Genomic DNA, 24817 nt, shown 5'->3' on the forward strand with positions numbered 1-24817 from the left:
CAGACCTGAGGTCAAATGTTCGGCATGGTCATCGACGCATATCCCCCCGAACCGCCCGTCGCCCAGTCTCCCGCCGCTGCCGAGTGGGACATGACGCTGGGCTTGATCAACGCGACGATCCAGATCGACCAGTCGCAGGGTAACGGTCGCCGCAAGGTCGGCACGGGGGTGCTGGTCAGCGCGCCGCGCCCCGATGGTACGCCGCGTATCCTGCTGGTTACAGCGGATCACGTCTTTGCGGTCATGCCTCATCAGAAGGCACGTTTCGGATGGCGTAATGCCGAGGCGGACGGTAACTGGCGCTATACCCCTGCCGAGGTCGATATCCGCACCGAAGCGGGAGATCCGCTATGGACCAAACATCCTGATCAGGATGTGGCGGTGATGGAAATCACCGCGCCTGAAGCCTTTACGCGTGCGGCTATTCCGCTGGGCTGGATTGCTGATGACAATACGTTTGACCAGTGGCGGATGGGGCCTGGGGACGAGCTGTTCGCACTGGGCTATCCGCATGGCCTGTCCGCGAACCGTGCGGGCTTTCCTATCCTGCGGTCGGGGCGGATCAGTTCGTGGCCGCTGACGCCGATCCAGCATTTCCCGACCTTCCTGCTCGACTTCAACGTGTCGCAGGGGAATTCGGGTGGGCCTGTTTTCTGGGTGCCTGCCGCGACCCGTCGCCCCGGCGCGCCCGTGCCTGATCATCCCTTCATCGCGGGTCTTCTGATCAAGGAAGTTCAGGGCGATGGCGAGGGCATCGAACTGGGCGTGGTGGTGCAGGGGCAATATATCCGCGACACCATCGCCCTGTTGGACGGAACGGCTCAGTCTTCTGGGCAGCCGTAACGGGCGCAGAAGCGTTCGCGCAGCGGGGCCGTGTTGGCTTTCAGCGGTGACAGGCTGGCATGGGCGCGTTCCATGTCGTTCACCCAGTCGGCCCAGTCCGGCGGCGTTTCGGCAGGTAGTGTCAGAACGCCGCGCTCGGCCAGCGCCATGGCTATGGCGCGGCCCATCAATTTCACATTGGCCGGACCGACATACATCTCGGCGATCCACTGACGGAAGATGTGGGCCTTCTCGGGCGACAACTGCTCCAGCCCCCAGTCGATATGGCCTTGCAGAGCCGGATTTCCGGCCATGGATTGCGCGCCGACCAATCCAGCCAACAGTTGGGCGGCTGACGGCTCGGGACCATTCCACGGCTCGACCGGCAGGTCTTCGGGCTCTTGCGGCACGAATGGCAGGCGGACAGCGATCTTTGCGGGGACGGCGGTGCCGTTGACGCGTCGGGGATTCAGCCTGCCGCGTTCGGCGATGGTGACGGCGGCTTGCTCGAAACCCATGCCTTCGACCGTGGTTTCGACCGATCGGCATTTGGGAACGCCTTGCTCATCGACCTCACATTCGACGAGGACGTTGGCTGCAAGGTCCAACTGTGCTGCTAGTTTGGGGTAGTCACTTTCATCAACGACCGGCGGTTCTTTCCACGACGGATTGGTGATGGTGGCGGGCAGGGCGACGGTTTCCACACTGATTGTGGGCGTCTGGGCGTCCTGTGATGAAGCCAGCGCACCCAATGCCAGCGCCAAGGTCGCACTCACCAAACCCGTCATCGTGATTCCCTCTATCGGTCGTCACTCATAGCGAGTCTATCCTCGGAGGTTGAGGACATTTCAGGAGTGGCGGCCAACTGGGCCAGCTAAAGCCGAAATCGCCATACGAAAACGCCTCCTGCACCGAGGATGCAGGAGGCGTGGTTCATTGCAAGCGTAGCGGGGGGGGCTTAGCCAGCCAGAGCTTCAACCGTCAGCTTTTGCAGCAGCTCACCACCTTGGCCGACGCCAGCCAGACGGCTGGACACGTGGCCCAGAACGTTCGCGGCATAGACTTCGTACAGGTCCATCTTGCCTTGTAGCCATGCAGCGTCGCCGTCGTGGGCGTCCAGCTTGGCCTTGGCAGCCAGTGCGCCCTTGGCCAGCATCCAGCCGCCGACCACATCGCCCATCAGCTTCAGATAGCTGTCGGCACCGGCCAGAACGTCAGCCGCGCGGGCCTTGTCCTGCTTGGCGTCCAGCAGCCAAAGGGTAGCGTCCTCGACCGATTCAATGGCGTTGGCGAAACGCTCGACCGGCTTGCCCGAATAGATCGACGACAGCTGATGCAGGGTCGCCTTCATCTCTTCGATCAGGCGCTTGGCCGATTCACCGTTGTCCATCGACAGCTTGCGGCCCACGAGGTCCATGGCCTGAATGCCGTTGGTGCCTTCGTAGATCGGGGTGATACGGGCGTCGCGATAGTATTGGGCTGCGCCGGTTTCTTCGATGAAGCCCATGCCGCCGTGAACCTGAACGCCCAGCGAGGCGACTTCACAGCCGATGTCGGTCGACCACGCCTTGGCGATCGGGGTGAACAGGTCTTCGCGACCCTTCCAGATCTTGCGCTCTTCCTCGGTGGCTGAATGCTTGGCCAGATCGGCCGCAACGCCGGTGGACAGGCAGATGGCGCGGGCGGCGGCGACCTTGGCCTTCATCACGACCAGCATGCGGCGCACGTCCGGCAGGTCGAACAGCGGCGCGCTGCGCTCGCCGGTCCAGACGCTGGTGCCCTGACGGCGTTCCAGAGCGTAGGCGAGGGCGTGTTGATAGGCGCGCTCGGCGATGCCGACGCCCTCGACGCCCACGGCCAGACGGGCGGCGTTCATCATGACGAACATGTGGGCCAGACCCTCGTTCGGGCGGCCAACCAGCTCTGCAACGGCATTGTCATACTGCATGACGCAGGTCGGGCTGCCGTGGATGCCGAGTTTGTGCTCCAGACCGACCGGAGCAAAGCTGTTGCGCTCGCTGGTGACGTTGCCGTCGGCGTCGAGGTGGAATTTCGAGGCGAGGAACAGCGAGATGCCCTTCGGACCAGCCGGAGCGCCCGGCAGGCGGGCCAGAACGAGGTGGACGATGTTGTCCGTCGCGTCGTGGTCGCCCCAGGTGATGAAGATCTTCTGGCCGTTCAGCAGGTATTTGCCGTCTTCGGTCGGGGTGGCGGTGGCGACCAGAGCGCCAAGGTCCGAACCCGCGCCCGGCTCGGTCAGGACCATGGCACCGGTCCATTCACCCGAGACCAGCTTGGGCAGATAGGTTTGCTTCTGGAATTCGTTGCCGACTTCCTCGAGGGCCTCGATGGCGGCCAGCGACAGCATCGGGCACAGGCCGAACGCCATGTTGGCCGAGTGGACGGTTTCAAAGGCGGCCAGTTCCAGCGCCTTGGGCAGCGCCTGACCACCTGCCTCGGTCGAAGCGGTCAGCGAGGTCCAGCCGCCAGCGGCGAATTCCTTATAGGCATCGGCAAAACCCGGCGAGGCGGTGACATTGCCATTGGCGATCGTCGCGGGGTTCAGGTCACCCACGCGGTTCAGCGGGGCCAGAACGCCTTCCGAGAACTGGGCCGCAGCTTCGATAACGGCTTGCGAGACGTCAGCGTCATAGTCCGGGAATGCGCCGGTGGCGGCGACTTCACCGATACCGGCAATGGCTTCCAGAGCGAAAGCAATGTCTCGGACAGGGGCGCGATAGGTCATCGTGAATCCTCTAAATTATTTTCGCAGTCTTTCGGTCTTTCAGCGGCCCGGCGCAAGAGCGCTTGGACTTTGGTCGAGATTCCGCGCAGTGAGGGTTAAAGTGTGAACGCGTACCGTGACGTAAGGAAAGACTGCAGATGAATGAAACACGCTCTTCGGGAGACACCGTGGCTAAGGCCGTGGATGCCTTGCGTGCCGGACAGCTTGTGATTCTGCCGACCGAGACGGTTTACGGACTGGGCGCGGACGCTTCAAATGCCGAGGCGGTCGCCGCGATTTTCGAGGCGAAAGGCCGCCCGCGCTTCAATCCGCTGATCGCGCACGTGGCCGACGCGGTCGCCGCGGAATCTTTTGCAGTATTCGATGACAGGGCACGCCGTCTGGCCGAGGCCTTCTGGCCGGGGCCGCTGACGATTGTCGCGCCGGTCAGGGATCGCAACGGCGTCTCCGACCTTGCTCGCGCTGGGTTGGACAGCGTTGCGATTCGCGTTCCGGGCCACGCCAAGGCTCGTGATGTCATTGCCGCCTTTGGCGGTGCGGTCGTCGCCCCGTCGGCCAACCGTTCGGGCCGTCCCAGCCCGACCACCTTTGCCGACGCCGTGGAAGAAACCGGAGCCTCGGCGGGGGCTGTGATCGACGGTGGTCCGTGCGCCGTGGGCGTCGAAAGCACGGTTGTGTCCATCCTTGGTGGTCAGGTGTCACTGTTGCGACCGGGCTGCGTCACGCGCGAAGAGCTGGAGGCCGTGGTCGGTCCCTTGGCCAGCAAGCCCGAGGACGGGCATCGCTCGCCGGGGCGTATGGCCTTGCACTATGCGCCCGACGCCCCGGTTCGGATCAATGTCACCGAGCCGAAGGAGGGCGAACTACTGTTGGGCTTCGGGCAGGGGATCGGCGATGAACGCTGGAGCCTCAGCCCCAGCGGCAATCTCAAGGAGGCGGCGGCCAACCTGTTCCGCATGCTGCGTGAGGCGGACCGCACGCGCCCCGTGGGCATCGCCGTTTCACCTATTCCGGCCAACGGTCTGGGCGAGGCGATCAATGACCGCCTGAAACGCGCCGCGGGTTTTGTGGGCTAAAGAAACGCGGCTTGCAGGTCGATGGTGGTGGACTTGCCGACCCGCTCGAAACAGTTTTCCAGCCACTGATCGGCAGCCTTGCGCCCACTTTCCTTGAGCGAGGTCAGAAAGCCCCATTCGGTGTCCATCTTGGATGCGAGCGACAGGTCACCCAGCCATTCATCGGCGGGGATGGCGTGGATGCGGATATCCTTCCACCCATCGCCGCGCTCCAGACGACCTTCCTCCATCAGCTTTTGAACAAAGGCGATGGAGCGTAGCTCGGCCACCAGAGGCGCGTTGAACAGGATTTCGTTCAGCCGATCCATGATGTCGGCGGACTGTTGCGGGGTATCGTCCCGACGGAACGGGTTCAGCGGTAGCAACAGGATGTCGTGCGGCTGGCGATCCTCGAACAGGGGATAGAGGGCGGGGTTGGCCAGATAGCCGCCATCCCAATAATCCTGACCATCAATGCGAACCGCCTGAAACACGTGCGGCAGGCAGGCGCTGGCCATCAGGACCTGCGGCGTGATCTCTGCGGTTTCAAAGATGCGCGACTTGCCGCTTTGAACCGCCGTGGCCGCGATGTGCATCTGGACCTTGGATGCCCGAACCGCTTCGAAATCCACCGCCGTCTCGACCACGCGCTTAAGAGGGTTGAGGTTGAACGGATTGAAGGCATAGGGGCTCATGGACATGGCCAGTGTCTGGCCCGCCTGCCACAGCGGGTTGTCGCTGACCCACTGTTTGGTCAGGCTTTGAAGCCATTGTCCGCTGGATCCGAACACATTGCGACCGCCCGAGCGGTTCACTTCCAGCCAGAGTTTGTCGAGGGAGGCCCGCGCACCCTCATTGCCGCCTTGCTCGAGGCCGGTGACGAGAGCGGCGGCGTTCATGGCTCCGGCAGAGGCCGCTGTGACGGCTGTCACCTCGATCCTGTCATCCTCGAACAGGCGATCGAGGACGCCCCACTGGAATGCGCCGTGTGATCCGCCGCCCTGCAAGGCCAGACAGACCGGTTTGCGTTTTGCCATGTGGGGCCTCCCGATGCCGAGGCCCTCAGCTTATTGCGCGGTCCAGCCGCCGTCGACCGAATACGAACTGCCGTTCGCCGAAGCGCCAAGATCGGACACGAGGTAAAGGAAGATGCCAGCCAGCTGGTCCGTGGTGACGAACTTCTTGGTCGGCTGCGAGCCAAGGATGACGCTCTTCATCACGTCCTCTTCGGACATGCCGCGCGTGCGGGCCTGTTCGGCGATCTGGGCCTGAACCAGCGGGGTTTCGACAAAGCCGGGGCAGATGGCGTTGCAGGTGATGTTCTGTTGGGCCAGTTCCAGCGCGACGGTCTTGGTGAAGCCGATGACGCCGTGCTTGGCCGCGACATAGGCCGACTTGAACGGGCTGGCGACCAGACCGTGGGCCGAGGCCACGTTGATGATGCGGCCACGGCCTTGGGCCTGCATGATGGGGATGGCGGCCTTGGTGGCATAGAAGGCCGAGGACAGGTTGATCGAAATGATGCGTTCCCACGCGTCGTTCGGGAATTTCTCGACCGCCTCGACGTGCTGGATGCCCGCATTGTTCACGAGGATGTCGACGCGGCCCAGTTCGCGCTTGGCGAAGTCCACCATGTCGGCGATCTGGTCCGGCTGGGTCATGTCTGCCGGATGATAGAGGACTTTGACGCCGGTTTTTTCGGCCAGACCCGCGCGGGTCGCTTCGATGGCGTCGGCGTCACCCAGTCCGTTCAGGACGACATTGGCACCGCATTCCGCAGCAGCCGTCGCCAAAGCCAGCCCGATACCGGAAGTCGAACCTGTGACAATGGCGACTTGGCCCTTGAGGTCGTTCATGGCGAGCATACGAGGAATCCACCCTAAGATTATGATTTGGGTTCAACCTAACGCCGGCTCGCCATTAACGCATCAGGAATTTCCTTCTCTGATGAATATCCAGTCGGATTCCGTCGAAAGGCCCGCATCGTAACGGTAGCCGTCCCGATCAAATGCCTTCAAATCCTCGGCGTGCTCGATACGGTTCTCGATGGCATAGCGGGCCATCGCGCCTCGGGCCTTCTTGGCGTGGAAGGATATGATGCGGTCTTCGCCGTCTTTGCGCTCTTTGAAATGCGGAGTGACCACACGAAGTTTCAGGGCGCGCGCATCGACGGCCCCGAAATATTCCTGACTGGCCAGGTTCACGAGCGTCTGTTCCGGATGTCCCTCGGCGTCTTCGTTCAGGCGCAGGGAAATCCGCTCGCCCCAGAAATCGTACAAGGTGTTACCGCGCGGAGTTTTCAGGCGGGTGCCCATTTCCAGACGATAGGGCTGGATGCCGTCCATAGGGCGCAGCAGGCCATAGAAGCCGGACAGGATACGCAGGTGATCCTGCGCCCACGCCAGATCGTCGGCAGACATCTCGCGGGCCTTCAGGCCCTCGTACACGTCACCGGCAAAGGCGAAGACCGCCTGGACGTTGTTCTCGTCGACTTCGTTGTTGAAGGCTTGAAAGCGTTCGTAGTTGAGGTCGGCCAAGGCTTCGGAGATCGACATCAGGCGGCGCAGGTCGGCGCGCGACAGCTGGCGCGTGACCTTGTCCAGCTCTGCCGTTTCCTTGGCGCAGCGGCGCGGGGTCATCGGCAGGTCGGCGGCAGCAGGCGTAAAATCCAGCTTTTTGGCTGGCGAAACAACGATTAGCACAATGGCGCTCCTTAATCGGCGCATGACATAGGGCGTCGGTCCCGGATTTCAAACCGAGCGGGCGAAAAACAGGCTTTGCCGTATGTTCAGTCCCGTCTGCGCTCAGAACAGGATATCGGGGTTCATGATGCGCTTGGGGTCGATCGCTTTGCGGATGGCCGCCATGAGATCGAGTTCAGCCTGACTCTTATACTGCTTCACTTCGTCAGTCTTAAGGCGGCCTAGGCCGTGTTCCGCCGAGATCGAGCCGTCATAGCGGGACACGATGTCGTGGACGACCTTGGAGCCTTCTTTCCAGCGGGCGATGAAGGCAGGGATGTCCTCGCCGACACCCGGAATAATGTCGTAGTGCAGATTGCCGTCGCCGATGTGACCGAAACAGGACACACGGCAGCCGGGGTGGAAGGCTTCGACCGCAGCGGTGGCCTCTTCGATGAAATCGGCGATGCGGCTGATCGGCACCGAGACGTCGTGCTTCCAGCCGCCACCTTCCGGTTTCAGGGCCGCGGAGTGTTCTTCGCGCATGCGCCAGAATTGGGCGCGCTGGGCGTCATTCTGGGCAATGGCCGCATCGGTGATCAGCCCTTCCTCAAAGGCAACCTCGAGCAGGCGCTCCATCTGGGCTTCTGCACCACCGGGCGTGCCATTGGTGATTTCGATCAGGACGTACCACGGGGGCGTGCTTTCCAGCGGCTCACGCGTGTCGGGGATGTTCTTGAGCACCAGCTCGATGCCGAGGCGCTTCATCATCTCGAAGGCTTCGACGCCACCGCCGGTCTCGTCCTTGGCGCGGGCCAGCAGTTCGATGGATGCGGCTGCACTCTCCAGACCCACAAAGGCCACACAGCGCGAGCGCATGATCGGGAACAGCTTCAGGGTTGCCGCCGTGACCACGCCCAGCGTTCCCTCGCCACCGATCAGTAGCTGTTTAAGGTCATAGCCGGTATTGTCCTTGCGAAGGCGCTTCAAGCCGTTGAAGACCTCGCCATTGGGCAGGACCGCTTCGATACCCAGCACCAGATCGCGCATCATGCCATAGCGCAGAACCTGCGTGCCGCCCGCGTTCGTGGAAATCACGCCGCCGATGGTGGCCGAGCCTTCAGCCGCCAGCGACAGCGGGAAGAAACGGCCCTTGGCCTTGGCGATTTCCTGCGCTTCCAAAAGGGTCACGCCCGCTTCGACCGTCATGGCGTCATCCAGCGGGGTCACGTCACGGACATCACGCAGTTTGCGCGTCGACAGGACGACCTGACCGAAGGGGATCTGCCCACCGACCAGACCCGTGCCGCCGCCTTGGGTGACAATGGGGGTGCCATGCTTGGCGCAGATTTGAACCGCGCGCTGGACCTCGTCGAGGGTGCGCGGCGTCAGGATCAGCGGCGAATTGCCGGTCCAGCGACTGCGCCATTCCGTGAGCCACGGGGCCATCTCGGCCGTGTCATCGATATAGGATTCCGGCAGGGCGGATTTCAGTTCGGCGAGTGCTTCGGGCGTGGGCAGAGTCATGATCGCCCTTTTGACAAAACCTTCGCGGTGGTGGAAGCGCAAACCCATGTTGTCGAACCGTTGAACTGCGAAATATTCATGACGCCAGTGCCCGCTGTCGGTGTTGTCTGCATAAAAGACGACCAGATCCTGCTGATCCGGCGCGGCAAACCGCCGAGGGCAGGCGAGTGGAGCCTGCCCGGTGGGCGGCTGGAAGCGGGAGAGCGGGCGGTCGATGCGGCGCTGCGCGAGCTGCGCGAGGAAACCGGTGTCGAGGCGCGTATCGGTGGCCTGATCGACGTGGTCGACGGCATTTTCCTCGAGGCAGGCCGTCATTACGTCCTGATCGATTATTGGGCGGAATGGATTTCCGGTGACGCGGTCGCGGGCGATGACGCTGCCGAGGCGGCCTTCTTTCCGTTGGATGAGGCGCTTGAACGCGTGGATTGGGACGAGACGCGCCGCGTGATCCGCCACGCCATGGATTCAATAGTTAACAAAAACTTGGGGTGACAACCTCGGACTTTTAGGCCGAAATGGGGCGGAGAGCTGTCAGCTATTGGCGGCCATGCCCTCGGAGGTTCGAATGGGTCTGTTTTTCGTCATCCCCTTTGTGGTCTTCGCGCTGATCCTGCTGTTCAGCGTCGTGAAGATTGTGCCGCAAGGACGGGAGTTCACGGTTGAGCGGTTCGGCCGCTACACCAAGACCCTGACGCCCGGTATCCACCTGCTGACCCCGTTCATCGAGCGCGTAGGCCGCCGGATGAACATGATGGAGCAGGTGCTGGACGTGCCGACCCAGGAGGTCATCACCAAGGACAACGCCATGGTGAAGGTCGACGGCATTGTTTTCATTCAGGTGACCAATGCCTCGGCGGCCGCCTACCGCGTCGATAATCTGAGCTATGCCATCGCCCAGCTTTGTATGACGAACCTGCGTACCGTGGTCGGTTCGATGGAGTTGGACGAGGTGCTGAGCCAGCGTGACAGCATCAACACCCGCCTGCTGCACGTGATCGACGCCGCGACGGAGCCGTGGGGCATCAAGGTCAACCGGATCGAGATCAAGGACCTGACCCCGCCGGTGGATATCACCAACGCCATGGCCCGCCAGATGAAGGCCGAGCGTGAGCGTCGTGCCGTGATCACCGAGGCGGACGGAGAGCGTCAGGCCGCAATCGCCCGCGCCGAAGGTGCCAAGCAGTCGGCCATCCTTCAGGCCGAGGGCCGTAAGGAAGCCGCCTTCCGCGACGCAGAGGCCCGCGAACGTGAAGCCGAGGCCGAAGCCCGCGCCACCACCATGGTGTCGGAGGCCATCGCCGACGGCAATGTGAACGCTATCAACTACTTCGTCGCTCAGAAGTACGTCGAAGCCTTTGCCGAACTGGCCAGCAGCCCGCAGCAGAAGACCGTTATCGTTCCGACCGAAATGTCGGCTCTGGTCGGTACGATTGCCGGCGTGGGTGAACTGGTCGGGCTGGCCCGCAATGAAAATCAGGCACAGTCTGGACCGGCTCCGGCACCGCGCCGTAGCCGCAGCACCAGCGTGCCGCAATCGGAGTGATCACCATGGAATGGCTTGCCGGACTGTATTCGACCCAGCCGTTTTGGCTCTGGTTGGGTGTCGGTGTGATCCTTCTTGGGATCGAAGCCATGTTTTCGACCGAGTGGTTGCTGTGGCCTGCGGTTTCGGCAGGAATCACGGCTGTCCTCTCGGCGGTGTTTGCCGATATGGGGATCTGGGTCGAACTGGCTGTCTTTGCCGCTTTGACGGTGGTGCTGACGCTGGTTTCGCGCCGATTTATCAAAAAGGTGAACCCGGATGACGTGCCGGACATCAATGATGTCCAGCTGCGTCTGATCGGCAAGCCGGCCCGTGTGGTGGAGCCATTTCACAACGGCATGGGCCGTGTCTTTATCTCGGGCTCCGAATGGGCGGCCGAGATCGAAGGGGCCAGCCCGCTGGTCGGCGAAAACGTCATCGTCGATCAGGTTATGGGCGGCCGCCTGCGCGTCAGTGCGATGTGATCAACGGCGGGGCAGGCGGGTTTAACGCCCGCGTGCCTCGTCCACCCCACGATTGGCGAGCGAATCAGCACGCTCGTTCAATTCATGGCCTGCGTGACCTTTGACCCAGTGCCATTTCACCTCATGGCGATTGCGTGCTTCATCAAGCCGACGCCACAAGTCCTCGTTCTTTACGGGCTTCTTTTCGGCGGTCTTCCAACCGCGGGCTTTCCAGCCCCGAATCCACTCGGTCACACCCTGCATCACGTATTTGCTGTCGGTGTGCAAATCCACGCGGCACGGGCGTTTCAGCGCCTCCAGAGCCTGAATGGCGGCCATCAGCTCCATACGGTTGTTGGTGGTGTTCAACTCGCCACCCCACAACTCTTTTTCGTGGCCGCGTGATTGCAGAATGGCTCCCCAGCCTCCGGGGCCGGGGTTGCCTTTGCAGGCTCCATCCGTGTGGACGATGACGTGATCTGGAAGACTCATTTAACCTTGCCTACAGCGTCACTTGGCGCACGGCCATCTCTACGCCTATATGGGCGCTAACAATCTGTGTTCGGGCGCGCGGTCGTCGCCGCCCTCCGAGGAGGAATTCCCATGGGCGCTATGAGCATCTGGCACTGGGCCATCGTCATCGTTGTGGTTGCCGTTCTGTTTGGCGGCCGTGGCAAGCTGTCGTCGATCATGGGCGATGCCGCTAAGGGCATCCGCGCGTTCAAGGACGGCCTGAAGGACGACGACAAGGCCAAGAGCGAGCCGGTCGGCACCATCACCCGCACCGAAGACAAAGAAACCCACTGATCTTCTCTGAAAGACGCTGAAATATGGGTGGTCTAGGACCCGGTATCGGCGGTTTCGAGATCCTGGTGATCGGAATCGTGGCCCTGCTGGTTGTGGGGCCGAAGGACTTGCCGTTGTTGATGCGGCGGGTGGGCCAGTTCGTGGGTAAGGCCCGCGCCATGGCCAATGACTTCCGCGCCAGCTTTGACGAGATGGCGCGGCAGTCCGAATTGGATGACCTGCGCAAGGAAGTTCAGGCCCTTCGCACGGGTTCGGGCATGTATGCGCTGGGTGCCGAGGCGGATAATGCCTTCAAGGACATCCGCAAGGAGCTTGAAGGCCCGCTGGATACTCCCAAAGCCAGCGCCGACGCCGAGGCCGGTATCGTAGCCACCGGTACGGACGAGTGGCCCGATCTGGATGCCCAGGCTGCTCAAGTCGAAGAGGCCCAGCAAGCTGCGGCTGCCGAGGCCAAGAAGGACGTTCAATGACGCATATCGATCGCGACGAGGCCGAGATCGAGGCTTCGCGTGCGCCGTTGATGGATCACCTGATCGAGCTGCGCTCGCGCTTGCTCAAATGTGTGGTGGCCTTTGCGCTGGCCTTCATCGTCTGCTTCTACTTCTCGGGCCAGATCTATCTGTTTCTGGTGAAGCCCTATGTGGCCGCCTATGCCTTCTTCCAGTCGGCGGGTGGTGGCCATCCCAGTGCCTCGCCGATTGATCTTATTCTGGGCACGGCGGGCGCGATCCCGCTGCCGCATGTTGATGACGACTCCGTGCGCCTCATCTACACGGCACCGCTGGAAATCCTCTTCACCAAGATGAAGCTGGCAGCGCTGGGTGCAGTGTTTCTGGCCTTCCCGGTGATTGCCTATCAGCTGTACCGCTTTGTGGCTCCGGGTCTTTACCGCAATGAGCGCGGGGCATTCCTGCCGTTCCTGATTGCGGCACCGGTGCTGTTCGTTGTCGGCGCGGCGCTGGTCTACTTCGTCATGCTGCCCTTTGTGATGTGGTTCTCGCTGAGCCAAGGCATCGTCGGCGAGGGCGTGACGGCTGAACTACTCCCCAAGGTGTCGGACTACCTCAGTCTCGTCATGGCGCTGGTTTTGGCCTTTGGTTTTTGTTTCCAGCTGCCGGTGGTGATGACCTTGGTGGGTATGGCAGGCCTGATCAGCAGCGAGCTGATGGCCAAGGGCCGCCGCTATGCCATCGTTGCGGTGGTGGTTTTGGCGGCAGTGGTGACGCCGCCTGACCCCATTAGCCAGCTGATGTTGGCGGTCCCGATGGTGCTTCTCTACGAAGTGTCCATCTGGTGCGTTCGCATTATCGAAATGCGCCGACGCAAGCGCGAAGCCGCTGAAGAGCAATAAAAAAGGCCGGTCCCTTTCGGGGCCGGCCTTTTTCTTATGTGAGCCCGCTTAGAAGGCGCGGGTCAAACCCATGCTGAACTGGGTGTAGTCGTAGGTATAGCCGCTGGCGATGGGTGTGTTCGAATAGGTCACACCGGCGTTCACAGCCCACTCGCGAACGGGCGGGCTGACGACCTGGGCCGTCACGAAGCGCGCCTGCTTCCAGTCGTCGCCGGTCGCCTTCTGGCCGCCGTAGCCACCGGCCAGCAGATAACGCCAACCGCCGTAATAGCGGCGCAGCTGAACCACAGGCATGACCTCCACATAGTCTTCCGGCGAGAAGTAGTCGAACTCGCCCGGATGGCTGCTGTGGAAGTAGCGAGCGCGCAACTGGGCCGAAAGGCCCCATTCCGGCTTCAGCACGTGGACATAGGTGGCCCGCAGGTGGGTCCGCATATTGTCGCCGGTAAAGTCCTGCAGACCCGCGACCAGCGTCACATTGTTCCGGTCATTGATAGGCAGGTCCAGCGCGCCACCCACGAAGGTGTAGTAGATGCCGTCATCAACGCCTTGCGGCGTTTCCAGCACTTCGCGCTCGATGAAATATTCCTGGCGGAACCGGGCGTTGTTGTTGACGCTGGCCGAGCCGAGCAGCGTGTCACCGTCGGTACCCGCGTTGAAGCGCCACGTCCAATCGCCGGTCGTGTCGGCACCGCGCAGATAGACGCGTTGCGTATTGCGCGACGCTTGGCCGACCGGACTGAACTGGGCGGTTTCGACGCGGATGCCGAGATACTCGTCCGGACCTTTCCACTTCCAGTCCAGATTGGCACCGGCCTTTAGCACTTCGGTATCGTCGGCGTCGGTCGAGTAGAAGACGTCGGCCCCCACCGCATGGTTGAAGCCGTCGGCGCTACGATCACGGTGCTGTTCACGTGCGACGTCCTGCGCGGTCTCGACCGTTTGGGCATTGGCAGCCGCAGCGATCGACAGCGCCGAGGCCGTCGCCAACAGGGCAAAAATCGAATGACGGCTCATTTGGTATCCCACTTTTTGGCCATGCCGATAGTTTCCGCCACATAACCCCACACGCAGACGGGCTGCATCAGAAGGCTGTAGGCGAGCGAGTAGAACAGGAAGCCGCCGAAGTTCTGGCGGACCTTCAGGCCTTCGCGATGGAACATCTTCCGCTGGATGCTGAAGATGAACATGTTCCAGAGCGCGGCCAGAGGAAGGACGGCGAGGGTGAGGGGACCTGCAATCCAGAAATAGCCGAACAGCGCCAGCACCAAACCCGGAATGAACACGAAGGTGTAAACCAGATCCAGCGGCAGGAAGAACAGGTTCCACCAGATGAAAAGGGTCGTCAGACGGCGCTTGAACAACAGGGCCGGATGGGCCTTGAACGCTTCGATCAGACCGCGCGACCAACGCTTGCGCTGCAGGGAAAACTGTTTGATGCGCGTCGGGACATTGGTGAAGGCCAGAGCGTCTTCGGCGTAGCCGATACGGTGTCCCTTATCGAGCAGCGCCCACGACACGACGATGTCTTCGCCAACGCATTCAGGCCAACCGCCGACCTCCAGCAAGGCTTCTTTGCGGTACAGAGAAAATGCGCCCTGAGCCACCAGTGTGCCGTGGTACATCGACTGCATGCGCTTTACAGCGGCGATGCCGTGGAAATAGTCCCATTCCTGCGCGCGGGTGAGGAAGTTCTCACGCGAGTTGCGGACCATGACGGCACCCGCCACGGCGACCGTATTGGCAGGGTCGGCGTAAAGGCGCTCAACGATCTGGGTGACGCCGTCGATCCGGACCCAGGAGTCGCCGTCGATGGTCACGACCAGATCGTGGGCTGCCATCTTCAGCCCGCGGTTCAGCACGGACGCCTTGCCCGCATTGACCGGAAAATCAACGACCTGAAAGTCAAAGTTCGCGGGCAGGCTAAGCGATGCAAGCGTGCTGTGGGCGATGGCGACCGTCTCGTCTGTCGAGCCATCATTGAGCACCAACACCTGCATGGGGCCGGCGTAATCCTGTCGGGCCAGACTGGTCAGCGTATCGCGAATGGCCGCCGCCTCATTATAGGCTGCCACGAGGATGGTGATCCCCGGATACTGCGCCAGCTGACGTCGGACGGGGCGACGGTCGAAGCCAAGCGAGGAAATCATGAACGCATTCATGAAGCCCGGCACATAGGCGATGAAGCCAATGGCGATCAACGCAAAGGGCCAGCTCGTCAGCGCGGCGAGGTCATCGAGCCAGCGCTTCGACAGCCATACGCTCAACGCCGTCCAGGACAGCGCAATAATGAGCGCGATAGCGAACTTGGTGGGAACGGTAAGATAGAACCGGCGCCGACTAAGCGGCTGGGACGTAATAGCGCCCCCGGTCGTCTGACCTGCGTCAGTCGACTGGGAACGCGGCAAAGCATCGAACATAGGTGCAACTGAACAAGGGACAAATACGGGGGTGGGTCGCTTGTCCAAGGGCCCGCCCGACTGAGCGAGCCTTGCTATAGGAGCGTTGCCGTTAAGGAAATGTACCTAATGGTGACGATTTGGAGGCAGCCAGCTTTCTTTGTTGGACTGTGTTCTTTCTGCTCCAGTGTCGCAGGAACGCTGGGTTTCATCTGGTTGCAGATGAGGCGTTATTCCAACCTTAAGTTTAGTTAACTCTAGAAAACTTCGTTATGCGATTATCGTATCTCGCCGAAGGAGTGCGAGGGATCATGATCAATCGACGTCTTATGCTGGCCTCTGGCTTGATGGCAGGGGCCGTTGCCGCTTCCCCCTTAAGGGCTTTAGCGCGACAATCAACGCTCAGTCTGGATCTGAAACATGCGTTGGATCAGGCCGTCGATGGCAAGTTAACGGTGGGGGGAGCGCTGATTGCTGTCCAGCAGGGAAGGCTGATCGGCGAATATTATTGGGGTAAGGCCTCTCTACCCTTTGATCGGCCGGTCGGGCCCAATACCCTCTTTCATCTGGGCTCTAACGGAAAACTGGTGACGGCCGTTGCTGTTATGCAGTTGTTGCGGGCGGGTGGGATATCTCTGGACGCGACGATCGGAAGCCTGATGCCCGATCTTCCTCCTGCCATAGGGGGTATGCGTCTTGATCGGCTGATGAGCCACACAAGTGGGCTTCCTGACTACGGTGAGTTCTTTGAGGATTGGGATCGGCCGCAGCCCAAAGCCAACATCATAAAGGCGGTAGCGGATGCGCCGATGATGTTCGAGCAGGGGGCCTCATTCTCCTACTCCAATACCAACTATCTGGTTTTGGGATGGCTGATCGAACATCTGTCGGGGATGAGCTATGCCGACTACGTCGCCAAGCGCCTGTTCGAGCCTACCGGCATGCCCACGGCTCGGGCCGATGCCAGCCAGCATGTGATCCCCAACCGAGCCGAGCCCTATGAGTTCTCTCCTGATGGCGAGGCTGTACATGCCGTTAGGATGGAGGATGCAGTTTCGCGGGCGGCAGACGGTGGGATACTGATGTCCGCGATGGATGTGGCCGCTTGGCGGCATGCTCTGGCGAGCAATCGTCTTCTTGCCGCCGAGGATTGGCAGAGGATCAACAGTCCGACGCGGCTGAACTCAGGAAGGCTGATCCCTTATGGGTTCGGCACTTTCGTTGATCAGGACAAGGGGCGGCCGGTTCTGCATCATAATGGTGGCGTGCCGGGGTTCATGAGCATGTGGCGCACTTGGCCTAATAGCGGGCTGTCCATCCTCATGATGACAAACTCTATGGCGCGGTTTGACCAGTCGCCCCCGTTTAACGACATGATCGAGCTGATGGCCGAGGCATGCGAGCCTGGAGTGGTGCAGCCCCGCCCAAGACTGGGAGATGGCACCGATGAAAGAACGCAAGCTCTTCTGAAGTTGATCTCCAGAAACCGTGAGGACCCTCCGCCGGAGGGACTGCTGGCCGTCGAGAGAACAGTTGCTCCCGAGCTGGTGCCTGGGCCTCTACCGGCAATCGAAGGGCTATACCCGATGGAGAGCTGGATGATGGGTAACAGCGCGGAAGAGGGCGAGATGGTGCGTTACGGCCTCACCATGCGGGGACGCCCCCGAGAAATTTTGGTCGGCTGGACCCCGCAAAACCAAATCTATTGGATGTAGTGCATCTCACAAGAAAGCCCCCCGGACACAGTGTCCGAGGGGCTCTTCCTGATTAGATCAGGCAGCTGTGATTAGCAGCTGTAGTACATGTCGAATTCGACCGGGTGCGGGTGCAGTTGCAGACGGGCGACTTCTTCTTCCTTCAGCGCGATGTAGGCGTCGATGAAGTCGTCGTCCATCACGCCGCCCTTCTTGAGGAAGGCACGGTCGGCGTTCAGGGCGTCCAGAGCTTCACGCAGCGAACCGGCGACTTCCGGGATCGAGCCACGCTCTTCCGGCGGCAGGTCGTACAGGTTCTTGTCGGCGGCTGCGCCCGGATCGATACGGTTTTCGATGCCGTCCAGGCCAGCCATCAGCAGGGCCACGAAGGTCAGGTACGGGTTGCCCATCGGGTCCGGGAAGCGGGCTTCGATGCGCTTGGCCTTCGGCGACGACACGTGCGGGATACGGATCGAGGCCGAGCGGTTGCGGGCCGAGTAGGCCAGCTTGACCGGAGCTTCATAACCCGGAACCAGACGCTTGTACGAGTTGGTGGTCGAGTTGGCGAAGGCGTTGATGGCCTTGGCGTGCTTGATGATGCCGCCGATGTACCACAGGCATTCTTGCGACAGGCCAGCGTACTTGTCGCCAGCGAACTGCGGCTTGCCGTCTTTCCAGATCGACATGTGGACGTGCATGCCCGAGCCGTTGTCGCCGAACATCGGCTTGGCCATGAAGGTCGCCGACTTGCCGTAGGCGTGGGCCACGTTGTGGATCACGTACTTATACAGCTGCAGGCGGTCGGCCATGGTCAGCAGGTCCGAGAACTTCAGGCCCAGCTCGTGCTGCGCCGGAGCCACTTCGTGGTGGTGCTTCTCGGGGTCGAGGCCCAGGTCGCGCATGACAGCCAGCATTTCGCCGCGCAGGTCCTGACCGGAGTCGACCGGGTTGACCGGGAAGTAGCCGCCCTTGGTCGACGGACGGTGACCCATGTTGCCTTCGGCGTATTCGGCACCGGTGTTGGCCGGCAGTTCCGACGAGTCGAAGCTGTAGCGGGTGTCGTGCGGGGCGGTGTTCCAGCGCACGTCGTCGAAGATGAAGAACTCAGCTTCCGGACCGAAGTAGACGGTGTCACCCACGCCAGCCGACTGGACGTAGGCGAGGGCCTTCTTGGCCATCGAACGGCTGTCGCGGTTGTACGGCTCGGCGGTGTCCGGGTTCAGAACGTCGCAGAACAGGAACAGGGTCGGTTGTTGGTAGAACGGGTCGATATAGGCGGTCGAAAGGTCCGGCATCAGCAGCATGTCGGACTCGTTGATGGCCTTCCAGCCCGCGATCGACGAACCGTCGAACATGGTGCCTTCGGTCAGGAAGTCTTCATCGACCTGGCTGATGTCGAAGGTCACGTGCTGCAGCTTGCCCTTGGTGTCGGTAAAGCGCAGGTCGACGTATTCGATGCCCTTGTCTTTGATCTCTTGAAGGATCTTTTGTGCGGCGCTCATTTCTCGAGTTCCTGTTATGGAATGGGAGGAAACAAAAGCGGCCGCCCCCAATGGGACGGCCGATTACACTTAGATAGCTTGCGAGCCCGTCTCCCCCGTACGGATACGGATGACGTCTTCGAGGGCGCTGACAAAGATTTTGCCATCCCCGATTTTGCCGGTTCGCGCAGCATTTTGGATGGTTTCGACGACTGCGTTGACGAGGTCGTCGGCGACGACGATCTCGATCTTAATTTTAGGCAGAAAATCGATGACGTATTCCGCGCCACGATAAAGTTCAGAATGTCCTTTCTGTCGGCCATATCCCTTGGCTTCCAGAACGGTCATGCCCTGCACCCCAATGTCTTGCAGGGCATCTTTGACTTCATCCAGCTTGAACGGCTTGATGATGGCTTCGATCTTTTTCATGGCGCTTCCGAGCCGGGTCCCCTTGTGGCCCGACGCTCGATAAGCAAGACACATTGCATTGCGACATAAGGCAAGCCTTTTTCAGGCGCTTAACCGCAGCGTGAACTGTAATCCCCAGTCATCTTGCCAAATTGTCACGTGTTTGCGGTGACTTAGCTCAAATTCGTGTTGCGCTGCACAATGTAGGGGGAGAAGTGGTGCGGATGAGAGGAATCGAACCTCCACGCCTCTCGGCGCTGGAACCTAAATCCAGTGCGTCTACCAGTTCCGCCACATCCGCATTAGGTCAGGTGATGGCGTTTAAAGATTCCATGGCGAAGGCGCAAGCCGCTTAATTGCCTCTAAAGACAACAAAAAAGCCCCGGGTTTCTCCGGGGCTTTCTGTATGCGTATCGAGACGCTTACTCGATACCGCGAGCAAGGTGGCTCTTGCGGTAGCCGTAGGCGAAGTAGACCACCAGACCGATGATGGCCCACAGCGGCAGAACCAGCTTCGCATCGGTCGGCAGGTTCAGATACAGGCCCAGAGTACCGGCCATGGCGAGCGGGCCAATCAGCCAGATCATCGGCGTCTTGAACGGACGGTGACGATGCGGATCGCGCTTGCGCAGGATCATGACGGCCAGCGCCACCATGAAGAAGGCGAACAGCGTACCCGAGTTCGAAATGTCAGCCAGCTTACCGACCGGCAGGAAGGCCGCGAAGAAGGCCACGGCAACACCGGTGATCATGGTCACGATGTGCGGGGTTTTCCACTTGGGGTGGATGGCCGACAGGAAGTTCGGCAGCAGGCCGTCACGCGCCATCACGAAGAAGATGCGGGTTTGGCCGAACAGCATGATCAGGATGACCGACGGCAGGGCCAGGAAGGCGGCTACGCCGATCAGGTCGCCGATACGGGTATAGCCGACCGAGCGCAGAACGTGGGCGAGGGCTTCCTTCGAGCAGACCAGCGGCTCGGTGCCAGCGGCAACCAGCGTCTGGCACTGAGCGGCCATTGCCGACGAACCGGCGTGCAGGATTTCGCCGCCCGGACCGGTGACCGGCTGGGCACCGAGGGCACCGATGGCGCCGGCGGCAACCAGAATGTAGAAGACCGTGCAGATCAGCAGCGAACCGATCAGGCCGATCGGAACGTTCTTTTGCGGATCCTTGGTTTCTTCGGCGGCGGTCGAAACGGCATCGAAGCCGACGTAGGCGAAGAAGATCGAGGCAGCAGCGCCGACGATGCCCAGGCCAGCGTGGTCACCCATGCCCATGATGCCGTTCGGCATGAAGGGGGTGAAGTTCTCGCCCTTCAGGACCGGCAGGGTCAGGACGATGAACACGGTCAGTGCAGTCACCTTGATGGCCACCAGAACGGCATTCACGCGAGCCGATTCCGTCGTACCGATCAGCAGCAGACCGGTGATGATCAGCGCAATCGCAGCTGCCGGGAAGTTCACGATACCGCCTGCGTACGGCCCGGCCGTTAGCGCAAGGGGTAGCTCAACACCCCAACTCTTGAGCAATCCGATGAAATAGCCGGACCAGCCCACCGACACGGCGGATGCTGCCACTGCATATTCGAGGATCAGCGCCCAACCAACGAGCCACGCCAGCAGCTCGCCCATCACGGCGTAGGTGTAGGTGTAGGCAGAGCCCGACACCGGCACCATCGAAGAGATCTCCGAATAGCAAAGCGCCGCCACGGCACAGACCGCAGCGGCGATAACGAAGCTCCACATCATGCCGGGGCCGGCTTTTTGGGCTGCTTCAGAGGTAAGCACGAAGATGCCGGTACCGATAATGGCACCGACGCCGAGCAGCGTAAGCTGGATTGCACCCAGCGAGCGCGTAAGCGCTTTCTTTTCTGCGGACGCTATAATGGCGTCCAGCGGTTTGATCCGCCAAGACATGAATGTCCCCTCACATTTTGTGTGCCGACAGCTGTCGACCCTCGGGCTCGACGCTAGACAGGGTTTTTCGTTCACGCAACGCGATTGACGGATTCTTGGCCAAATTGCGACGATTTTGTCAGCGGATAAGGTCGAGGTACTAGGATCGGATGTTACCGATCCATGCCGTTCTCGAATCGGTTGTCCAATCTCTGGACGCCCACGCGACTCTTGTTCTCGCAGCGCCACCGGGGGCGGGTAAAACTACCGTCGTGCCTTTGGCGCTTCTGGATCGTGCATGGCTGAACGGCGGCAAGATTTTGCTTCTGGAGCCACGCAGACTGGCTGCACGCGCCGCCGCCGAGCGGATGGCACAGACGCTGGGCCAGAAGGCGGGCGAGACTGTCGGCTATCGCACGCGCCTGCAGAGCCGGATCGGTCCGAACACCCGCATCGAGGTTGTGACCGAAGGCGTGTTCACCCGAATGATTCTGGACGACCCGACGCTGGATGGCGTTGCAGCGGTCCTGTTCGATGAATTCCACGAGCGCAGCCTTGATGCCGATCTGGGTCTGGCGCTGGCACGGGAATGCCAGCAGGTGCTGCGCGATGATCTGCGCATTGTCGTGATGTCGGCCACGCTGGATGTCGAAGGCGTGGCGCGTCTGCTGGACAATCCGCCCGTCATCGAGACCGAGGGGCGCATGTTCCCTGTCGAGACCCGCTATCTGGGGCGCAATCCGACCGAGCGGTTCGAGGACGCCATGGCGCGGGCCGTGCTTCAGGCGCTGGATGAAGAGACGGGTTCGATACTGTGTTTCCTGCCGGGGCAGGGGGAAATCCACCGTACTCTGCAAAGGCTGAACGAGCGGCTGCGTGATCCCGCCGTTGATGTGGTCGGCCTGTTCGGGGCGATGGACAAGGCGGATCAGGACAGGGCGCTGGAGCCTTCTCCCGCCGGACGTCGCAAGGTCGTTCTGGCGACGTCGGTTGCGGAAACCAGCCTGACCATCGAGGGCGTTCGTGTCGTTATCGATGGCGGTCTGTCTCGCGTCCCGCGTTTCGAGCCGTCCAGCGGTCTGACCCGATTGCTGACGGTAAAGGTCAGCCGATCCTCGGCGGAGCAGCGGCGCGGTCGTGCAGGCCGTGTGGAGCCGGGTGTCTGTTATCGCCTGTGGGATGAAGAACAGACGCGCGGTCTGGTGGCGCACCAACGGCCTGAAATTCAGGAAGCGGACCTGTCGGCGTTTGCGCTGGACCTGGCGCGATGGGGCAGGCGCTCGCCCGAAGGATTGGCGCTGTTGGACATGCCCCCGTCAGGCGCTTTTGCCGAGGCGCGCAACCTGCTGACCCGCTTGGGCGCGCTGGATGCAAAGGGTGAACTGACCGCGCACGGACAGCGGTTGATCAAAATGCCGTTGTCGCCGCGGTTGGCGCACATGGTGACGGTGGCGTCCGATCTGGGCGATGCCATGGGCGGGGCGAAGCTGGCGGCCCTTTTGACCGAACCCGGACTGGGTGGAAATGCAGTCGATGTGAAAGAGCGGCTGAAGGGACTGGGCCGCGATCGGTCGCCACGCGCGCGCGATGCGATGAAGCTGGCCGAGCGATGGGCCAAGGCCGCTGGTGGTGGCAGTGGGGAAGAGGTTGATGCCGGCCTGCTGATCTGCGAGGCCTTTCCCGACCGGATCGCCAAGGCCAAGGGCAAGACCGGCGATTTTCTGCTGTCGTCCGGTCGCGGTGTGACAATGGACGCCAGCGAGCGTCTATCGCAGGTGCCGTGGCTTGCGGTGGCCGAGTTGGGCGGTGGCGATGTGCGGGACAAGATCCGTCTGGCTGCCCAGCTTGATCCGCGTACGCTCGAGACCGATCTGGCGCACCGCATCGAGACGGTCGATCAACTGTCTAGGGAACCGTCGGGCCGCATGGTCATGAAGCGCCAGCGCCGCATCGGTGCGATTGTGCTGGATGAAAAGGTTCTGGGCGCACCGGATCGCAAGATGATCACGCAGGCGCTGCGTTCCGAGGTCGAGCAGCAGGGTATCGGCGCGATCAAATGGGGTGAGGGGGCTTTGGCACTGCGCGCGCGTTTGGCCTTCCTGCATCAGATCGACAGCGAATGGCCCGATATGTCGGACGAGGGCCTTTATGCGCGGCGCGAGGAATGGCTGTGGCCCGCGTTGGAGAACGCGCAGGATTTGGCCGCGATTTCAGATCAGACCTTGGCCGAGGGCTTGCGCGCTCTGATCCCGTGGGAGTTGACCCGCAAGCTGGATGAACTGGCACCGACCCGCCTGACGACGCCATTGGGTTCTGCCCCCATTGATTATGCCGCCGAGGGTGGCCCGCGCGTCGATATTCGGGTGCAGGAACTGTTCGGCGTGAAAGCGCATCCGACTGTCGCAGGAGGCCGCGTGCCTCTGACCTTGTCGCTGCTGTCGCCTGCGCGCCGTCCGGTTCAGGTCACCAAAGACCTCCCGGGATTTTGGTCAGGATCGTGGGCCGCGGTGCGTTCGGAAATGCGCGGGCGCTATCCACGCCACCCGTGGCCGGAAGATCCAGCCAATGCGGCACCGACCACGCGCGCGAAGCCACGCGGCACATAAATCCTTGACGAAACTAGGTAATTTCTGAAACAAAATCCCTCTTGTTGAGGGGATTTCGATGGCCGAAAGCCAAAATATATCCGTATCGAACTCTAAGGCGCGTGTTCTTTTCGCGAGCCTGATTGGCACGACAATCGAGTTCTACGATTTCTACATCTACGCCACGGCAGCTGTCTTGGTGTTTCCGGCGCTATTCTTCCCCGGCACCGATTCCATGACGGCCATGCTGGCGTCGTTTGCGACGTTCTCGATTGCCTTCTTCGCCCGTCCCATTGGGGCGGTTGTGTTCGGGCATTTCGGGGACAAGGTGGGCCGCAAGGCGACACTGGTCGCGGCGTTGATGACCATGGGCGGATCGACGGTGTTGATCGGTCTGTTGCCGACGCAGGCGCAGGCGGGTGTCATTGCGCCGCTGCTGCTGGCGCTGTGCCGCTTCGGTCAGGGCTTGGGCCTTGGCGGTGAATGGGGCGGCGCGGTTCTGCTGGCGACCGAGAACGCGCCTCCGGGCAAGAAGGCGTGGTACGGCATGTTTCCGCAACTGGGCGCGCCCATCGGCTTCATCCTGTCCACGACCAGCTTCATCGCGCTGGGCCATTTCTTGAGCGAAGACAGCTTTATGGCGTGGGGCTGGCGCGTGCCGTTCATCGCCAGTGCGGTGCTTGTGATCGTGGGCCTGTGGATGCGTCTGAAGATCCATGAGACGCCGGACTTCCAGAAGGCCATCGACAAACAGGAGCGGGTGAAGGCCCCCGTCGTTACCCTGTTTGCCAACCACAAATATGCGCTGCTGACCGGCACGCTGGCGGGTCTGGCGACCTTCGTGTTGTTCTATTTGATGACGGTGTTTGCGCTGGGCTGGGGCACAACCTCGATGGGATACAGCCGCGAGCAGTTCCTGCCGATCCAGCTGCTGGGCGTGTGCTTCTTCGGTCTGTTCATTCCGGTCGCGGCCTTGGCTGCCGACAAATGGGGACAGGCCACGACCCTGCTGGTGACCAGTGCGGGTATCGCCCTGTTCGGTCTGTCGGTTCCGGTGCTGTTCAACGGCGGTCTGGGTGGGATCGCCGCCTTCTTCATCATCGGCTTTGCGCTAATGGGCTGTACCTATGGTCCCATTGGCGCTGCGCTGGCGCGGCCTTTCCCGACGGCGGTTCGCTATACGGGGGCGTCCATGACCTTCAACATGGCCAGCATCCTGGGTGCGTCGCTGGCACCGTTCATCGCGACGTGGCTGGCCCAGCGTTACGGACTGATGGCCGTGGGCCTCTATCTGGCCATTGCGGCGGTGCTGACCATCATCGCCCTGCTGGGCATGCGGCGGATAAAAACAGAGGGGGAGGCGTAAGCCTCCCCCTG

The 24817-nt window shown here is 61.6% G+C and carries 22 protein-coding genes, 1 tRNA gene and 1 pseudogene; 11 read left to right on the forward strand and 13 right to left on the reverse strand.

Features of this window, described 5'->3' with window-relative positions; genetic code table 11:
* The first annotated feature begins 24 nt into the window (after positions 1–24).
* Positions 25–843: a serine protease gene (locus tag Q0Y42_RS03685; protein WP_297800308.1), complete on the forward strand. Its 819-nt coding sequence runs from the start codon at positions 25–27 to the stop codon at positions 841–843.
* On the opposite strand, the gene Q0Y42_RS03690 is transcribed toward Q0Y42_RS03685, so the two are convergent.
* Complete coding sequence (locus Q0Y42_RS03690) at positions 822–1610, reverse strand: energy transducer TonB (protein ID WP_297800310.1); 789 nt, start codon at positions 1608–1610, stop codon at positions 822–824. The genes Q0Y42_RS03685 and Q0Y42_RS03690 overlap by 22 nt on opposite strands.
* A gap of 170 nt (positions 1611–1780) precedes the next feature.
* Positions 1781–3568: an acyl-CoA dehydrogenase gene (locus Q0Y42_RS03695; RefSeq protein WP_297800312.1), complete on the reverse strand. Its 1788-nt coding sequence runs from the start codon at positions 3566–3568 to the stop codon at positions 1781–1783.
* 137 nt (positions 3569–3705) lie between these two features.
* Here Q0Y42_RS03695 and Q0Y42_RS03700 point away from each other — a divergent pair, with 137 nt between their 5' ends.
* Positions 3706–4644 (forward strand): L-threonylcarbamoyladenylate synthase, encoded by a 939-nt coding sequence (locus Q0Y42_RS03700; protein WP_297800314.1) that lies wholly within the window; start codon positions 3706–3708, stop codon positions 4642–4644.
* On the opposite strand, the gene Q0Y42_RS03705 is transcribed toward Q0Y42_RS03700, so the two are convergent.
* The 4 genes from Q0Y42_RS03705 to Q0Y42_RS03720 all read right to left on the reverse strand — a co-directional run bounded on the left by Q0Y42_RS03705 (position 4641) and on the right by Q0Y42_RS03720 (position 8831).
* On the reverse strand, positions 4641–5660 hold the full coding sequence (locus tag Q0Y42_RS03705) for a patatin-like phospholipase family protein (protein ID WP_297800316.1): 1020 nt from the start codon (positions 5658–5660) through the stop codon (positions 4641–4643). The two genes, Q0Y42_RS03700 and Q0Y42_RS03705, sit on opposite strands and share 4 nt — an antisense overlap.
* Positions 5661–5690: 30 nt before the next feature.
* Positions 5691–6488 (reverse strand): 3-hydroxybutyrate dehydrogenase, encoded by a 798-nt coding sequence (locus tag Q0Y42_RS03710; protein ID WP_297800318.1) that lies wholly within the window; start codon positions 6486–6488, stop codon positions 5691–5693.
* Positions 6489–6551: 63 nt separating this feature from the next.
* On the reverse strand, positions 6552–7325 hold the full coding sequence (gene yaaA / locus Q0Y42_RS03715; RefSeq protein ID WP_297800320.1) for a peroxide stress protein YaaA: 774 nt from the start codon (positions 7323–7325) through the stop codon (positions 6552–6554).
* A gap of 102 nt (positions 7326–7427) precedes the next feature.
* Complete coding sequence (locus Q0Y42_RS03720) at positions 7428–8831, reverse strand: FAD-binding oxidoreductase (RefSeq protein WP_297800322.1); 1404 nt, start codon at positions 8829–8831, stop codon at positions 7428–7430.
* Between the two features lie 78 nt (positions 8832–8909).
* On the opposite strand from Q0Y42_RS03720, the gene Q0Y42_RS03725 reads away from it, so the two are divergent.
* The 3 genes from Q0Y42_RS03725 (at position 8910) to Q0Y42_RS03735 (ending at position 10838) form a co-directional block, all read left to right on the forward strand.
* Positions 8910–9323 (forward strand): NUDIX hydrolase, encoded by a 414-nt coding sequence (locus Q0Y42_RS03725; protein ID WP_297800324.1) that lies wholly within the window; start codon positions 8910–8912, stop codon positions 9321–9323.
* A 73-nt stretch (positions 9324–9396) separates the two neighbouring features.
* Positions 9397–10374: an SPFH domain-containing protein gene (locus tag Q0Y42_RS03730; RefSeq protein ID WP_297800326.1), complete on the forward strand. Its 978-nt coding sequence runs from the start codon at positions 9397–9399 to the stop codon at positions 10372–10374.
* Between the two features lie 5 nt (positions 10375–10379).
* Positions 10380–10838, forward strand: coding sequence for an NfeD family protein (locus Q0Y42_RS03735; RefSeq protein ID WP_297800328.1), 459 nt, complete (start codon positions 10380–10382; stop codon positions 10836–10838).
* Positions 10839–10859: 21 nt separating this feature from the next.
* Here the strand turns inward: Q0Y42_RS03735 and rnhA are convergent, their stop codons facing one another.
* Positions 10860–11309 (reverse strand): ribonuclease HI, encoded by a 450-nt coding sequence (gene rnhA, locus Q0Y42_RS03740; protein ID WP_297800330.1) that lies wholly within the window; start codon positions 11307–11309, stop codon positions 10860–10862.
* Positions 11310–11420: 111 nt separating this feature from the next.
* Between rnhA and Q0Y42_RS03745 the strand changes: the two genes are divergently transcribed.
* The 3 genes and pseudogenes from Q0Y42_RS03745 (at position 11421) to tatC (ending at position 12975) form a co-directional block, all read left to right on the forward strand.
* On the forward strand, positions 11421–11624 hold the full coding sequence (locus Q0Y42_RS03745; protein WP_297800333.1) for a twin-arginine translocase TatA/TatE family subunit: 204 nt from the start codon (positions 11421–11423) through the stop codon (positions 11622–11624).
* A 23-nt stretch (positions 11625–11647) separates the two neighbouring features.
* Positions 11648–11875 (forward strand): annotated as a pseudogene (tatB, locus tag Q0Y42_RS03750) (Sec-independent protein translocase protein TatB); the annotation flags it as partial.
* Positions 11876–12090: 215 nt separating this feature from the next.
* On the forward strand, positions 12091–12975 hold the full coding sequence (gene tatC, locus Q0Y42_RS03755; RefSeq protein WP_297800336.1) for a twin-arginine translocase subunit TatC: 885 nt from the start codon (positions 12091–12093) through the stop codon (positions 12973–12975).
* Positions 12976–13023: 48 nt separating this feature from the next.
* Here tatC and Q0Y42_RS03760 read toward each other — a convergent pair whose 3' ends face one another.
* Positions 13024–13992 carry a hypothetical protein gene (locus Q0Y42_RS03760; protein WP_297800338.1) on the reverse strand — a complete coding sequence of 323 codons (969 nt, stop codon included), beginning with the start codon at positions 13990–13992 and terminating at the stop codon, positions 13024–13026.
* Positions 13989–15242: a glycosyltransferase gene (locus tag Q0Y42_RS03765; RefSeq protein ID WP_297800340.1), complete on the reverse strand. Its 1254-nt coding sequence runs from the start codon at positions 15240–15242 to the stop codon at positions 13989–13991. Before Q0Y42_RS03765 ends, Q0Y42_RS03760 begins: the two co-directional genes overlap by 4 nt.
* A 443-nt stretch (positions 15243–15685) precedes the next feature.
* Between Q0Y42_RS03765 and Q0Y42_RS03770 the strand changes: the two genes are divergently transcribed.
* On the forward strand, positions 15686–17089 hold the full coding sequence (locus Q0Y42_RS03770; protein WP_297800342.1) for a serine hydrolase domain-containing protein: 1404 nt from the start codon (positions 15686–15688) through the stop codon (positions 17087–17089).
* Positions 17090–17160: 71 nt separating this feature from the next.
* Here the strand turns inward: Q0Y42_RS03770 and glnA are convergent, their stop codons facing one another.
* The 4 genes from glnA to Q0Y42_RS03790 form a co-directional block, all read right to left on the reverse strand.
* Positions 17161–18570 carry a type I glutamate--ammonia ligase gene (gene glnA, locus Q0Y42_RS03775; RefSeq protein ID WP_297800343.1) on the reverse strand — a complete coding sequence of 470 codons (1410 nt, stop codon included), beginning with the start codon at positions 18568–18570 and terminating at the stop codon, positions 17161–17163.
* A 69-nt stretch (positions 18571–18639) separates the two neighbouring features.
* Positions 18640–18978 (reverse strand): P-II family nitrogen regulator, encoded by a 339-nt coding sequence (locus Q0Y42_RS03780; protein WP_297800345.1) that lies wholly within the window; start codon positions 18976–18978, stop codon positions 18640–18642.
* A 195-nt stretch (positions 18979–19173) separates the two neighbouring features.
* Positions 19174–19258: transfer RNA gene (locus Q0Y42_RS03785), tRNA-Leu, on the reverse strand.
* Positions 19259–19379: 121 nt separating this feature from the next.
* Positions 19380–20876 carry an amino acid permease gene (locus Q0Y42_RS03790; protein WP_297800347.1) on the reverse strand — a complete coding sequence of 499 codons (1497 nt, stop codon included), beginning with the start codon at positions 20874–20876 and terminating at the stop codon, positions 19380–19382.
* Positions 20877–21025: 149 nt separating this feature from the next.
* Between Q0Y42_RS03790 and hrpB the strand changes: the two genes are divergently transcribed.
* Together hrpB and Q0Y42_RS03800 are read left to right on the forward strand one after the other, a co-directional pair.
* On the forward strand, positions 21026–23461 hold the full coding sequence (hrpB, locus tag Q0Y42_RS03795; RefSeq protein ID WP_297800350.1) for an ATP-dependent helicase HrpB: 2436 nt from the start codon (positions 21026–21028) through the stop codon (positions 23459–23461).
* A gap of 58 nt (positions 23462–23519) precedes the next feature.
* Positions 23520–24806 carry an MFS transporter gene (locus tag Q0Y42_RS03800; RefSeq protein ID WP_297800352.1) on the forward strand — a complete coding sequence of 429 codons (1287 nt, stop codon included), beginning with the start codon at positions 23520–23522 and terminating at the stop codon, positions 24804–24806.
* Positions 24807–24817 lie beyond the last annotated feature (11 nt).

Source organism: uncultured Brevundimonas sp., assembly GCF_947305955.1.
Lineage (GTDB): Bacteria > Pseudomonadota > Alphaproteobacteria > Caulobacterales > Caulobacteraceae > Brevundimonas.